This window comes from Marinitoga sp. 1197, assembly GCF_001021165.1.
GTDB lineage: Bacteria > Thermotogota > Thermotogae > Petrotogales > Petrotogaceae > Marinitoga.
Genome location: NZ_AZAY01000017.1, coordinates 1 through 15,247 on the forward strand (window position 1 = coordinate 1; position 15,247 = coordinate 15,247).

Genomic DNA, 15,247 nt, shown 5'->3' on the forward strand with positions numbered 1-15,247 from the left:
TTTGTGCTTTTGAAAATATTACTACTGTCTTGTTTGAATAATTTTTTACCAATATCAATGAGTTGCTTTTGTCATACATGAATGCATCTTTTGGTATGTTTGCATTAAATTCCATTTCTATTGCTGATGAATTCACTTGAGAATACACATCATAATTCGTTGAAAGATCTACTCTAATATCTTCTGTGTTTAATTTACCAACTGGTACCGCTTTAAAACAACTTGTTAATATTATTAGTAGCAATAAAACAATTATTATATATAAATATTGTAATCTCATATATATATTCCTCATTTCTTTTAATTTCATTTCATTTATTTTTCTATAAATATATCGACTATTATATATGTATAATTTAAATCTATTGAATTGTGATTATTCCAATATCTGAGATATCAATATTTAATTTTTTTCCATCACGATTCAAAATTTGTGTGTTATTTGTAAACCTTAACTTTGTGCTGCCAGATTGTCCTATTGATGTAAAAGTTATTTTTATAATATCACTATTATTAATATTAAATGAAGAAAAGGATAATAATGTTATTTTTAATGTCCCATTTTTTATACTTACAATAGGACTTCTACCGCTTAATTCCCCAATAAATTGAACACTATTTTCTGAAACACTTAGTTTTGTTTTGTCATAACTTACTTCAATATCAAAGGCTATAACATTTTCTATTTTTTGACCATGTATTATTACATCACCCTGATCCCCTGAAGGAATTACTGTATCTTTAAAATATAATTTTGGAGTCAATGGATCTATTGCTTCTGTTACTGTAAATTTATAGACATCACTTGAATTCTCACCGCCTTTACCATCTTTCGCTACTACTTTCCAATAATACGTTGTTCCTAATTCTAAATTCGATACGAACAATGAAGTTAACGTTAATCCTGTTCTATATGGTGATGTTAAATCTGGCGTTTTTGATAAGTATAAATCGTAGGTTAAACTATCTCCATCTGGATCTGTTGCGCTCCAACTTAAGGTAACATCTGGTTCTATATTGGTAGAATTATTTAACGGCTCTATTAATATAGGTTTATTCGGAGGATTATTTACTTTCTCTGACGTTGTAAACGAATATATATCACTTGACGTCTCACCACCTTTACCATCTTTTGCAACTATTTTCCAATAATATGTTTTATTCTCATCTAAAACAATAGAATATATTGTTCCATTATAATTAGTTTTCACTGGGATAGATAACATTGGTTCTGAATTTATATAAATATCATAAGTTAAAGAATCACCATCCGGATCGGAACACTGCCATTTTAAAACAGCATTATTTGATACATTATTAGCATTATTTACTGGTTCTAACAACACAGGTTTTAACGGTGGATTGTTTTCTGCAGCTGATTCTGTTACTGTAAAACTCCACAATTCGCTTTTGGAAATATTTCCATAGTTATCATATGCTTCAACATACCAATAATATGTACCTGGAATTAAATTTGTAATTTTATACGAATTTTGTGAAATATCACTTGCTACTTTTTGTTGATTTATATTATCTCCCAGATATAGGTTATAATAAACATTGTCTCCATCTGGATCAGATGATTCCCAAGTTAATGTTATAGTTGACACAGAAATATCACTATTATCTGCTGGATATGGATTATATGGTTTTAACGGAGGTCTATTTGTTGGAACAATTATGTTTTCCCCGTTTATATTCCCTGTATGTCTTTTATCACCTAAATAAATTGGCCATGCTGAATTTCTTAATTTATTTGTATCACCATATATCCCATACAAAAAGCCCTCTGTAGTTCCAAAAATTATTACTCCATTATTATCAATATTAGGAGAATATCTTACTTTTCTATATTCATCATACCATCTTAATTCTCCATTATATACTATAAACTTATCTTTTGTTGTTATATATTTTATCCCATCCATTAATATTAAGGTATATGGTTTCTCATTCAATTGTATTTTTTCAAGAGATTTTCCTAAATAATAATATCTATACAAATTTCCTTCTAAAGTTTCAAAAATTATGGCATTATCATTATCTATAAATATTGTTCCTATCACTTTTTCACCTATATCTTTTTCAAATTCAACATCTCCAAATTCATTAATTGAATACACTTTATTTCCTATAGCAAAATATACATTTCCATATTCATCAATAGACAAATCTGTTGAAATAATATTATTAAACGACTTTTCAAATCTAATATTTCCCAGATCGTCTAAACTATATAGATGATTATCCATACCGAAATATATGTTATTATCTTTATCAACCACAATATTTGTGGTTGGATTGCCTCTTAATTCTTTTTTCCATATTTGTTCTCCAAAAAATGATAGTTTATATATATTTCCAATATCTGTAATTACAAATATTTCACCATTTTTTCCTAATGATACAGGAATACTTATTGACCCGTCCAAAATAATTTTATTAGATAACATTCCATTTGAATTTATTATATATAATTCTCCATTTTCATTTCCTACAATCACTTGATTTAATGGATTTAAAACTACTGATGATTTTATAAATCCAATTGTATTATATTTCCATATTATATCTCCATAAGTATTATATGAATATATATTTCCTGAACTTGTTGAAAAATAAATTATATTATCTTCTGAAATTGCCGGAGAATATATAGTTGCTCCTTCCACTTTTACTTTAAATTTTTCTTCTGCCGGCGGTGGGATTGCTGTGAAACTATACAAATCACTTTCTGTTGAAAATTCACCATCTCCAACTATTACTTTCCAATAATATTTTTTATCGTTTTCTAAATTGACTTCATACGAAGTTGATTGTGTAGTTGCAACTAATTCTAAATTATCTCCTTCACCTAAATATATACTATAGGTTAATTCATCATCTTCCATATCTTCACACTGCCACATTAATTTTATTTTAGTTGGTATTTCAACACTTTGATTTTGAGGATATATTAATTCTGGTTTTTTTGGTGGTGTATTATTTCTTACATAAGATGTTCTATTTTTATTTATATTTTTTCCAAAAACATACCAATCGTTGTTGAATGTTTCCTCATCATCTATCGATAATGCGTACAATTTAGCTTCTGATGCAAAATATAACAACCCATCATTTAATAAAGCATATGTTTTTATATCTTCAAAAGCGGCTATGTTTATCTCATTATTTCCCTTTATTAATCCTATATTATTAACAGCAATTATATTCTTATCTTTTGATATTAACATTGTTTTAGAAAATATATTATTTGAAGAATAAGTATCTACCAAATTTCCATATTTATTTATCTTGAAAATAGCATTGTTTCCAGATGCATAAAAGTATTCACCATCATATAATATTTCACCATTTATTTCTTCTGACACACTTAATTCCCAACGTTTAACTCCATTTTTATCATAACTATAAATAAAGTTCCCTATAGCAAAATATATATAGCTTTCTTCATCATTTATTACAAATGATGAAAGTGGTTGAATCAAATTAATTTCTTTATAAATTTCCCCTTTAGGTTTCGCAATTATAATCTTCCCAGAATTCCCATATTCCCCAAAAATAACTATATACCCATTTTCAATTATAAGAATAGATGATGATGGTGTTATTTCATAGTTCTTTTGCCATTTTAAAATAAAATTATCTATATCATATACATATAATATACCTTCTGAAGTTATTATGTATAATTGTTTTACACCTTTATAATCCTCATTTGCTGTGAGCCCCACAACATTTCCACCAATATTGATTGTATTTTTTAATTCAAAAATATTTAAATCTATAATACTAATATCTCCATTAGTTTCTACAACATATAACTTATCTTGGTAAATTATGCTATTGCCTATTATGTTATTCAAATCAATAACTTTGTCAATTGTCCCATTTGTATTTAATCTATAAACACTCTCATTTGTTATAACTATTAATTGATCATTATACATAAAAATATCTTTGATATTGGTAATATCTTTTACCCATTGAACATTATTCACTTCTTTTTTTGTTCTAAACTCTATTTCTTCGCTTGATTTAATACCACCATAATTATCTTTTGCTACTATTTTTAAGAAATATTCTGTATCATCATTAAGAGATACATCATATTTGTTATTTTCAATTAAGGTTGCAATCTTTGTATAATTTTTTGATCGTGTCCCTAAATATATATCAAACTTTAATTGATCATTATCTAAATCTATACAATTCCATTCTATCTGAAAATTTTTTGGCACAATAGAATTATTTTTTGGATATACTATTTGTGGTTTTTCAGGATTTCTATTAACATCTTTAACAATAATATTCAATGTTCCACTAACATTTTCTTTTGTATCTGAAACTATTATTATTTCACCTATTTTCTTTTGAGAAGCCGGATGACTTACAAAATTATAATCAGGTTTAAATATATACTTACTTCCCTGAATAATTGCACCATTATTTGTATTTATCTGATATTCGAAATAATTATCCTCCATATCAGATACATAATTTTTTAAATCAAGGTTAAATTCTTCTCCTTCACTAACAATGAAGTCTTCTTTTGGAAAATCTATCATTGGTGGAGTATTATCTAATGTTTTAAATGTCCATGTTTCTGATACTTCTGATGCACCAAAAGAATCGTAAGATTCAATTTTCCAAAAATATGTTGTGTCTAATTTTAACTTTTTAATTGTATATTCAGTATTTGTTAAAGCTGATGCAATTGGTGTGTTTAAAGGTGTTGATTCTGATAAATAAAGGTTATAAAAAACCTGATCTCCATCAAAATCTATACTTTTATACCATTCAAATTTTAAATCATAAGGATTAACCCCTTTATTATTATTTTCTGGATATCTGAGTATAGATTTAATAGGCTCTGAATTTATATAATTAGTTTCAAAAGAAACTTCTCCTTTAGTTCTATTACCACTTATATCTATTACCTCTAAAACCCAATCATATTTTGTATTTTCTTCTAAATTTACTTTCAAATTATTAGAGGCAAGATCTTCTGCTTTATATTTTAATTGGCCATTAGAATATAAATAAAAATTATATATCAACATCTTTTTTTCAGGATCTTTAGCTGACCAACTGAAAGCAACTCCACCTGGATTAATTTTTTCACCATTCGATGGATTCATACTTTCTATAATAGGAGGTTGATCCTTAAATATACAACTTTGTAATAAAAATATAATTATCAGAAAAATTAATATATTTATTTTTTTCATGAATACCACCACCTATTTCGTCTATTTGAAAATTTAGTTCATAATATTATCGTGTTATTTTTCTATAAAGATTAACAAATAACCTATCTGTTTAGTATTTTATAATCTTTATATTTTTGTTTTTGTAATATTCTCTTAATTGAAATTATTATAAATGTGTAGTACAATTAATTTTGAAAAAAGCGTACTTTAAATATAAAAGTTAAAAAAATAACAATCAGAGAGGGGCGTTTATATATGAAAATAGTAATTATAGGTTGTACACATGCAGGAACAGCAGTGGCTATTAACTCAGCAAAATTATATAAAAATGCGGAAATCACAGTATATGAAAGGAATGATAATATTTCATTTTTGTCCTGTGGTATTGCATTACATGTTCAAGGTGTGGTAAAAGATCCAAAAGGACTATTTTATTCATCTCCTGAGCAATTGAGAAATATTGGTGTAAATATAAAAATGCGTTATAATGTGAAAAATGTTGATTTAAAAAATAAAAAAATTGTTGTAGAAAATCTTGAAACAAAAGAAGAATTTGACGATACATTTGACAAATTAATAATCACAACAGGTTCATGGCCAATTGTTCCAGATATTAAAGGAATACATATGGAAAATATTTTGTTATCAAAAAACTTTTATCATGCGCAGGATATAATTAAAAAAACAGAACAAGTTAAAAATATTATTGTTATAGGAGCAGGATATATAGGTGTTGAACTTGTTGAAGCTTTCAGGGAACACGGAAAAAATGTTACGCTTATAGATATAGAAGATAGAATATTAAGCAGATATCTTGATAAAGAATTTACAGATGTTGCAGAAAAAGCTCTATTAGAAAATGGAGTAAAATTAGCTATTGGAGAAAAAGTTATTAAATTTGAAGGTAAAGATAATAAAGTAAGAAAGGTAATTACAACTAAAAATGAATATAAAACAGATATGGTTGTATTAGCTATGGGATTTAACCCAAACACTGCCCTGTTTAAAGGTCAATTGGATATGCTTGAAAATGGTGCAATTATTGTAGATGAATATATGAGAACAAGCGTTAATGATGTATTTGCTGCAGGAGATTCATGTGCTGTATATTATAATCCAGATGGCAAATACAGATATATTCCTCTTGCAACAAATGCTGTAAGAATGGGGACAATAGCAGCATACAATTTAGCAAAACCAACATTAAAATATCCTGGAACTCAAGGAACATCAGGAATAAAAATATATGGTAATAATTTTGCTGCAACTGGTTTAACAGAAAGTATGGCTAAATCGCAAAATTTGAATGTTGATTCTATTATTATTACAGAAAATAACAGACCAGAATTTATGCCAGAATATTATTCTTTAACATTCAAAGTTGTATATGATAAAAACACAGAGAGAATATTGGGAGCTCAAATAGTATCAAAAGCCGATTTAACACAATCTATAAACACAATGTCTGTTGTTATTCAAAATAAAATGACAATAAAGGATTTGGCGTTCATAGATTTCTTTTTTCAACCACACTTTAATAAACCATGGAATTTCTTAAATATTGCAGGATTAGAATATATTAAATAAAAATATGGCGCATGCGCCATATTTTTATTATATAACCCCACTAATTGCTTTAACAGGACATCTACTCTGGCATAAACTACAACCAAAACATTTGCTTTCATCAACTATAACTTGTTTATTTTCTTTGTCTACAGTAATTGCCCAGTATGGACATACCATTTCACATAATTTACAGAAAGTACATTTGTTAAGATCTATTTGTGGATATTTTGGTTCAAATATAACTTCCTTTTTCTTTAATCCAACCTTTTTTACCTCTTCTATACTACTAAACCCATATTTTTCAAGAGCTTTAGGTAATTGATCAACTATAGTTTTGTATAGCTGTTTTCCTCTGATCAATGCTGCTGATAGCATTTGAACAGCATCTGCTCCAGCCAATAAGTATTCTAAAACATCATCAGCAGATGCAATTCCACCTACACCTATTACTGTAATTTCAGGAACAGCTTCTTTTATTGTATTTACAAGTGCAAGTCCAAGGTTTTTAATTACAGGGCCTGAAATCCACACCTGCCCTTTGTCATTACCTATTAGATTTGTTCGGTTTTTTAAATCTACAAGCATAGTTGGACCTAATGAATTTATTGCAACAATACCTGTTCCCCCATTTTCGAGAACCATTTTAGCAAACGCTATAGGATCTGGAATATGCGGGCTCATTTTCATGAATATCGGCTTATCTGTGTGAGACCTTATTGTTCTAACTGTTTCTGCAATTGTATCTAAATTTTTTCCAACATAATGCGTGGAAATTTCAAATGCATCTGCAAATTTATCCAGCTGTGGAATCAAAATTTCCATATCTTCTTTGGTGTAACCTGCGCTGACTATTAAAGGTAAATCAAGTTCTTGTTTTAATTTTGGTAATATTTCATTTATCCACTTTTCCGGTGGTAATTCAGACCATAATTCTGCATTTACAATATAATTATTAGTGCCGTATATACAAGGCCTTGGAACTTCTGCAGCCTTAGTTGATATAGTTTTGGTAACCATTCCTCCAACGCCAAGCCTTGCAAGGTATAGCATCTTTTCATCATCACCAACTAACGGACCAGATGCTGGCATTAAAGGATTCTTCAATTTTATCCCTGCAAATTCTGTACTTAAATCCATAATCTCCCCCCTATTATCATAATTTCCTCCACAAGTTTTCGGCAATTTTTTTTGCTTCATTATAAATTTTTTCAACTTCAAATTTTACTTCTCTATCTTTCATTAAAAATTCACCATTAACAATAGTATCAGCAACATCCAGATTATCCCATATCCCAAAAAATACATGCCCTAAAATATTACTTTCATCAATAGGTGTAAATGGTTTATACTCAAAAGATATCATATCAGCCTTGTATCCTTCTTTTATTCTTCCGAGTTTTATTCCAAGCATTTCACCAACAAGATTATAAACATTATCTATATTTCTTTTCAAATCCTCAAAATTAAAGAATAATGGATCATTATATCTATATTTTTGGGTAAAATATAGATTTAAATACTCTCTTGTAATGTTATATCCTAAACCATCATTACCCACAATAGTATTTATTCCTTTTTCTTTTAATAATTTATAATTTGGTAATCCCACAGCATTATTCATATTTGATGTTGGATTTAAAGCCACATATATACCATATTTAGACATTATCTCAGCTTCTTTTTTATCAATATGTACACAATGAGATAATATAGAATTTTTTGTTAGTAAATTAAATTCTTCCAATCTTTCAACTACTCTTTTTCCGTATTTATTTATAGAATCTTCCTCATCTTCTATACTTTCAGCTACATGAATATGTATAGGTGCGCCATTTAAATTTTCCGATACTTTTTTTAATGTTTCGTTTGATAATGAAAGTGATGCATGAAGTCCAAACATACCTGCATATTTTTCTGAAGAATTTTTTAGAAATTCACTGTTTTCTTGTATACATTCATCTACATCAAATCTATCACTTGTTTCAAAACAAAAAATCCCTCTTATTCCTATTTCATCGCTTAATCCTTTTTTTAATTTATTTAATGTGCCTTTTATTGATATTCCACTGGAGTGATGATCTATTACAGAAGTAATTCCATTTTTTATAAGCTCAATGCCACTGATTAAAGAGCTATAATATGTTATTTCTAAGTCTATTTTCGAATCCATTTTCCACCATAATTGTTTTAATATATCAGAAAAACTTTTTGGGTTAAATTCTACGCTCATTCCTCGAGCAAATGTTGAATATATATGAGTATGACCGTTAACAAATCCTGGCATTATGAGTTTTCCTTTAAAATCTATAATCTCTTCATTATCTTTTTTCTCAAAATTTTCCATTGAACCTACTTCTAATATTTCTTTATCAAATCTGATATACTGATTTTTTTTATATGTTTCATAATCAAAGATATTACAATTAATAATGGTCTTTACCATCTTACCTCTTCCCTTCTTAAAAAACGTCCTCTAATTCTGCTTCCTACAAGATTTTCATCCTTTATAACAAACCTTCCTCTTGAAATAGTTGTTATAACTTTTCCTTTAATCTTTATATTCTCATATACTGTATAATCTGCATTTGAATGATGCGATTCTATAACCCATTCCTTTTCTGGATCAAATATTACAATATCTCCATCAGCTCCTGGTAACAATGTTCCTTTTTGTGGATATAACCCATAATACTTTGCAACATTCTTTGTGAATTTATCAATTACTTCATTTCCAAACAACGTGTACATTAACGAGAATGAAAATTCAACCCCACCAATGCCCATAGGCATAATATTTGTGTATTCTTTTTTCTTTTCTAATGAATTAAAGGGGCAATGATCGGTACCAATCGTTTGTAAAAATTTTATATTTTCAATTAATTTTTTCCTTTCTTCTTCACTCCTCAATGGTGGCGTCATTGAGTATAAATATCCATTTTTTTGTGCAAATTTTTCGTCATTAAAATAGAAATAGTGAGGACAGCTTTCCAACACAAGATTTTTTCCTATAATATCTTTGAATCTTTTTTTTAATGTTTCAAGAGAATATCCACTTGAAAGATGTACTATATATAATTGCCCATTATAATATTCCGATATCTCTGCAAGCTTTACCACCTCAGTTACCTCGGAAAGTGTTGATCTAACTTTAGAATGTTCTTTCATCGGGATATCTTTTGAGTCTTCTATTAATTCATTATTTTCAGCGTGAACTGTTACAACAATTCCGTATTCTTTTGATAATTTCAAAAGTTTTGATATATATTTATCTCCTGTCATTCTTGGACCATAGGTTGTAAATAATTTTATACTTGATATACCCAACTCTTTACATTTTACTATAAGGTCCTCTGGTTCAATAGTTGGATTTGAAATTGTAGCATGAAATGCGTAATCTGTCAAACTCTTTTTAGCAAGAGTTTTTCTTTTTTCAAATGCTTTTTCAAGTTCTTCTAAGTTTTTTATTGGATCAAGAAAGTCTATATAAGATGTAATTCCACCAAAAGCAGCTGACGTTGAACCGGTTTTAAAATTGTCAACAGATGTATATTTGCCAACTGTTAATTCAAAATGGACATGAGGATCGATAAAACCGGGAAGTATAAACTTCCCGGAAACATTATATTCTTTTTTTGATTTTAGATATGAAGAGGAAATATCTTTTATTTTTCCATTTTTAATGTATATATTTCCCTCTATAAATTCATTATCAATATAAATCTTTCCATCCAGTACGGCTAAATCAAACATATAAGATCACTTCCTAATTATCTTCCACCCATTAACAATGTCATAACAGCTTTTGCTGTATGGATTCTGTTTTCTGCCTCGTCAAAGATTATAGAGTGTGGCCCATCAATAACTGAGTCAACAACTTCCTTACCTCTATCTGCTGGTAAGGCGTGCATATATACAGAATCAGGTCTTGTTAATTTCATTTTTTCTTCATCACATATCCAGTCTTTATGTTTTGCTGTTTCAGCTTTAATTTCTTCAGAATCGTTTGAGACAAAGAATCCTCCCCAATTTTTTGGGATAACAACATGTGCATCTACAAAAGCATCTTCCATTTTATGAGAAATATTCAATTTTCCTCCATATTTTTCCGCATTTTCCTGTGCTTGTTTTACTATATCTGGCATTAAATCAAACTTTTCAGGATATGCTAATGTTACATCCATACCCAATCTTGTAAATAATAATATCTGTGATTGAGGTACAGACAATGGTTTTAAATGACTTTCTGCATATGCCCAGCTAATTCCAACTTTTAAACCTCTTAAGTTCTTTCCAAATCTTTCCTGCATTGTCATAACATCTGCTAAAACCTGGAATGGATGATAAATATCATCCTGTAAATTCATAACAGGAACCTGAGATACAGAAGCCATACCTCTTAAATATTTGTTTCCTTTTCCAAATTCACAGGCTCTAACCGCAATACCATGCCCCATTCTTGCAAGAACTCTCGCTGTATCTTCAGGTGTTTCACCGTGAGAAAGTTGCATCATGCTTGGGTTTAAGAAATTAGCATGCCCCCCTAATTGTGCGATACCTGCTTCCATTGAATTTCTTGTTCTTGTTGATTGATCGAAAAATATTAAAAATAATGTCTTATACAATAAATATGGTGTTGGTATATTAGAAGCCATTTTAATTTTCAAATCTCTTGCGAGATCCAACATCATTTCTATCTCTTCATTTGTAAAATCCTGTGTTGTTATGAAATGTCTACTTTTTTCTGTTTTGAAAAATGCTGACATAATGTCTACCCCCTTGATATATTTTTATGAATTTAAAAATTTTATGTATATAATTATTTATTTTATTTTTTCCACCAATGTTTTTGGGAAATTAGCATAAAATGCTGCTGCTTTTACAAGATGTTCGATCTTTACTTTTTCATTTGGAGCATGTGCATATTTTTCATCGCCTGGACCAAAACCAACTGTTGGAATATTATAAACACCAGCTGTAGCTATACCATTTGTGCTAAATGTCCATTTATCTATTAATGGTTCTTCGCTAAATGTCTTAACATATGCTTCTTTTGCTACTTGTACAACATCTGAATTTTCTTCAAGTACCCATGTTGGAAAATACTTTTCAACAGGATATTCAATTCCGGTATATGCTGGTTTTGAATATGTCAATTCTACTATTTCTGCATCAATTCCTGTTTTTTTAAATATTTCTCTTATTTCTTCAAATGCACTTTCCTTTGTTTCGCCAGCTGTAAGTCTTCTATCAATGTGAATTACACACTCATCTGGAACAGCATTGTGTGAAGGTGATTTAAAGAATATTTGAGAAACAACTATAGTCCCTTTTCCAAGAAATGGATCATAATGAAGTTTTTCATTTAATTTTTCTATTTCATTTATAATTTTTGCCATTTTATAAATAGCATTATCTCCTCTTTCTGGAGCACTTGCGTGTGCAGAAAGACCTACAGTTTTTATCCTGAATTCTATTCTTCCTCTATGCCCTCTATACACATTCAAACTTGTTGGCTCTGTAATAACTACAAAATCCGGTTTTATTTTATCTTCTTCGACAATGTATCGCCAGCATAATCCGTCACAATCTTCTTCCATAACTGTCCCGGTTACATAAATGGTAAAGTCATCTAATAAATTTAATTCTTTTAAAATTTTCATTCCGTATACCATGGAACACATACCTGCTTTTTGGTCAGATGCTCCTCTTCCATATACCCATTCATCATCCCAATCGCCACTAAATGGGTCTTTATCCCATAAATCCGGGTTACCAACTTCAACAGTATCAATATGTGCATCCATTGCAATAACTGTTTTACCATTTCCTATTCTTCCAAGTATATTGCCTAATCCATCAATTTTCACTTCATCAAATCCTACCCTTTCCATTTCTTCTTTAATAACCTGTATAACTTCTTTTTCTTCTCCAGAGTAACTCCTTGCTTTTATCAATTTGCTCATAAACTTAACAATGTCTTCACGGTATTTTTCTGCTAATTCTAATGTTGTCAAATTTATCCCTCCCTGCATAAACTTTATAAAATTATATAACTTTTATTTTAAAATTAAAAACTTGTACAATTCTCATTAACACTATTTTATCAATTAGAATTTGAAATATGGTTGATTATCTTGTTTATTTATAATATTCCTCTTGATAACACTATTTTTATAATGAAATATGTCATTATATTTAATGTTTTATATATAATATTTGTATTAAATTATTATTTGATAATATGTATATTTCAGTTGTTTGTATGTGATACAAATTATTTATAATAGATAGAATCTAAAATTCTTTTATTTTCAAATTTGATATTTTTTTTTGATAGAGTTATAATTTTTAACATCTTGGGGGAATGGGTAATTAAATTGAAGGGGTGAAAAAATGTTTGATACCGGAAACACAGCATTTATGCTTCTTGCAACAAGTCTTGTTATGCTTATGACACCTGGACTTGCTTTCTTTTATGGTGGATTAGTTGGTAGAAAAAATGTTCTAACTATTATGATGCAGAGTTTTGTTTCTATGGGATGGACTACTATTTTATGGGTAACTTTTGGATTTACTATGAGCTTTGGTAATGATATTTTAGGGATAATTGGAGATTCAAAATATTTATTTCTTCATGGTATTTCTATAAATACACCATTTGGTGCAAATACAGGAATACCAATGATTGTATTCGTTGCATATCAGATGATGTTTGCTATAATCACACCGGCTTTAATAACAGGTGCATTTGCAGACAGAGTAAAGTTCAAAGCTTATATGATTTTTTTAACTGTTTGGCTTATTTTTGTTTATTTTCCTCTTGTTCATATGGTTTGGGGAGGAGGATTGTTTCAAAAGTGGGGAGTTTTAGATTTCGCAGGAGGTATTGTGGTTCATGCAAGTGCTGGTGCAGCTGCATTAGCTTCGGTATTTTTTGTAGGTAAAAGAAAACAAAAGAATGTAAAACCACATAGTATTCCACTTGTTGCATTAGGAACCGGATTATTATGGTTTGGATGGTATGGTTTTAATGCTGGTAGTGAGTTAAGGGTAGATGCTGTAACTGCAAATGCTTTTTTAAATACTGATGTTGCGGCCTCATTTGCTGCTATTACATGGTTGATTTTAGCTATAATTTTTGAAAGAAAACCTAAAATACTTGGTATGCTTACAGGAGCTGTTGCCGGTTTGGCAACAATTACACCAGCTGCTGGTTATGTAACAGTTCAAACCTCAATGTTAATAGGAATAATCGCTTCTATTGTTAGCTATGCTGCTGTATTATATAAAAACAAAAAAGGCTGGGATGATGCTTTAGATGTATGGGGAGTACATGGTGTAGGTGGATATCTCGGCATAGTTCTATTAGGATTATTTGCTACGAAAAGTGTTAATAGCAATGGGGCTAATGGTTTGTTATACGGAAATGCAGGGTTTTTCTGGAAAGAATTTATAGCAGTAAATTTAGTTTCAATTTATGCTTTTATTTTTACATATATCGCATTATGGCTTATAAATAGAATCACACAAGTTAGAGTTAGCGGTGAAGCTGAAATTGAAGGATTGGATAAAAACGAATTTGGTGAGGAAGCTTATTTATAAAAATGATAATATATGTTTTAGTGACTCCTTATGGAGTCACTTTTATTAAATTATATGTTTTTATATAAGAAATTATGATTAAACTTTGTTTTTTTATTTAAGAATGAAATATAATTATTTTAATCACTTTTTATCCTGGTAATAATTGCAAAAAGTTTTTATAGGACAAATTTCACATTCTGGTTTTCTTGCTTTACAAATATTTCTTCCATGATATATTAACCAATGATGAGCTTTTCCCCATAACTCTTGTGGAATGTTTTTCATCAAATCTTCTTCTGTTTTTTTTACATTTTTTCCATTTGCCAAACCTATTCTATTTGCAACTCTAAAAACATGTGTATCCACAGCAATAGCATCTTTCCCAAACGCAACGCTTAACATTACATTTGCGGTCTTTCTTCCAACTCCAGGTAATTTTATTAGTTCTTCTCTTGTTTCTGGTATTTTTCCATTATATTTTTCTAATAACATCTTACACGTATTTATTATATTCTTACTTTTTGTTTTATATAATCCCACACCCTTTATATACTTTTCCAGTTCTTCTGGTTTTAATTTAGCAAAATCTTCTGGTGTTTTAAATTTCGAAAACAATGTTGGAGTTACTTTGTTTACTTGATTATCTGTAGTTTGAGCCGATAATATTACAGCAATTAATAATTCAAATGTGTTTTTATATTTTAGTGCTGTAGTGGAATTAGGATATGTTTTTTCTAATATTTCCAGTATTTTTTTTATTTCTTTTTTGCTTTTTTTCATTATACATATCATCCTTTCGATTATATCATTTCTTAAATTATATCATATCTCTATTATTTAATTTGAGAGTTTGAATTATTTTAGAACATTATGTGTAGGTA

General features: G+C 28.8%; 10 protein-coding genes. 2 read left to right on the top strand and 8 right to left on the bottom strand.

Annotation, left to right across the window (positions count from 1 at the left end):
• The coding region (locus tag X275_RS05525; protein ID WP_047267909.1) for a hypothetical protein at window positions 1–280 on the bottom strand (280 nt) is incomplete at its 3' end.
• An 82-nt stretch (window positions 281–362) separates the two neighbouring features.
• On the bottom strand, window positions 363–5,231 hold the full coding sequence (locus X275_RS05530) for a hypothetical protein (RefSeq protein WP_047267910.1): 4,869 nt from the start codon (window positions 5,229–5,231) through the stop codon (window positions 363–365).
• Window positions 5,232–5,468: 237 nt separating this feature from the next.
• Between X275_RS05530 and X275_RS05535 the strand changes: the two genes are divergently transcribed.
• Complete coding sequence (locus tag X275_RS05535; protein WP_047267911.1) at window positions 5,469–6,800, top strand: FAD-dependent oxidoreductase; 1,332 nt, start codon at window positions 5,469–5,471, stop codon at window positions 6,798–6,800.
• 27 nt (window positions 6,801–6,827) lie between these two features.
• Here X275_RS05535 and X275_RS05540 read toward each other — a convergent pair whose 3' ends face one another.
• Genes X275_RS05540 through X275_RS05560 form a run of 5 tightly spaced genes read right to left on the bottom strand, consistent with a single transcriptional unit; the run spans window position 6,828 to window position 12,814 of the window.
• Entirely contained in the window at window positions 6,828–7,919 is a 1,092-nt protein-coding gene (locus tag X275_RS05540; RefSeq protein WP_047267912.1) for a 4Fe-4S binding protein, read from the bottom strand.
• A 16-nt stretch (window positions 7,920–7,935) separates the two neighbouring features.
• Entirely contained in the window at window positions 7,936–9,225 is a 1,290-nt protein-coding gene (locus X275_RS05545; RefSeq protein ID WP_047267913.1) for an amidohydrolase family protein, read from the bottom strand.
• Window positions 9,219–10,532 (bottom strand): amidohydrolase family protein, encoded by a 1,314-nt coding sequence (locus tag X275_RS05550; protein WP_047267914.1) that lies wholly within the window; start codon window positions 10,530–10,532, stop codon window positions 9,219–9,221. The genes X275_RS05545 and X275_RS05550 overlap by 7 nt, the downstream gene beginning before the upstream one ends.
• A gap of 17 nt (window positions 10,533–10,549) precedes the next feature.
• The gene (locus tag X275_RS05555) at window positions 10,550–11,545 is read right to left on the bottom strand and encodes an ornithine carbamoyltransferase (protein ID WP_047267915.1); all 996 of its coding nucleotides are present in this window, start codon (window positions 11,543–11,545) and stop codon (window positions 10,550–10,552) included.
• 57 nt (window positions 11,546–11,602) lie between these two features.
• A complete protein-coding gene (locus tag X275_RS05560; protein ID WP_047267916.1) occupies window positions 11,603–12,814 on the bottom strand; it encodes a YgeY family selenium metabolism-linked hydrolase in 1,212 nt (403 codons plus the stop codon).
• 361 nt (window positions 12,815–13,175) lie between these two features.
• On the opposite strand from X275_RS05560, the gene X275_RS05565 reads away from it, so the two are divergent.
• Complete coding sequence (locus X275_RS05565) at window positions 13,176–14,384, top strand: ammonium transporter (protein ID WP_047267917.1); 1,209 nt, start codon at window positions 13,176–13,178, stop codon at window positions 14,382–14,384.
• A gap of 123 nt (window positions 14,385–14,507) precedes the next feature.
• Here the strand turns inward: X275_RS05565 and nth are convergent, their stop codons facing one another.
• The gene (gene nth / locus X275_RS05570) at window positions 14,508–15,146 is read right to left on the bottom strand and encodes an endonuclease III (RefSeq protein WP_047267918.1); all 639 of its coding nucleotides are present in this window, start codon (window positions 15,144–15,146) and stop codon (window positions 14,508–14,510) included.
• Window positions 15,147–15,247: the final 101 nt, after the last annotated feature.

Excerpts from the sequence above, each read along its gene's own strand:
- X275_RS05530 (WP_047267910.1), bottom strand. The coding sequence starts at position 5,231 with ATGAAAAAAATAAATATATTAATTTTTCTGATAATTATATTTTTATTA.
- X275_RS05535 (WP_047267911.1), top strand. The coding sequence starts at position 5,469 with ATGAAAATAGTAATTATAGGTTGTACACATGCAGGAACAGCAGTGGCT.
- X275_RS05540 (WP_047267912.1), bottom strand. The coding sequence starts at position 7,919 with ATGGATTTAAGTACAGAATTTGCAGGGATAAAATTGAAGAATCCTTTA.
- X275_RS05545 (WP_047267913.1), bottom strand. The coding sequence starts at position 9,225 with ATGGTAAAGACCATTATTAATTGTAATATCTTTGATTATGAAACATAT.
- X275_RS05550 (WP_047267914.1), bottom strand. The coding sequence starts at position 10,532 with ATGTTTGATTTAGCCGTACTGGATGGAAAGATTTATATTGATAATGAA.
- X275_RS05555 (WP_047267915.1), bottom strand. The coding sequence starts at position 11,545 with ATGTCAGCATTTTTCAAAACAGAAAAAAGTAGACATTTCATAACAACA.
- X275_RS05560 (WP_047267916.1), bottom strand. The coding sequence starts at position 12,814 with ATGCAGGGAGGGATAAATTTGACAACATTAGAATTAGCAGAAAAATAC.
- X275_RS05565 (WP_047267917.1), top strand. The coding sequence starts at position 13,176 with ATGTTTGATACCGGAAACACAGCATTTATGCTTCTTGCAACAAGTCTT.
- nth (WP_047267918.1), bottom strand. The coding sequence starts at position 15,146 with ATGAAAAAAAGCAAAAAAGAAATAAAAAAAATACTGGAAATATTAGAA.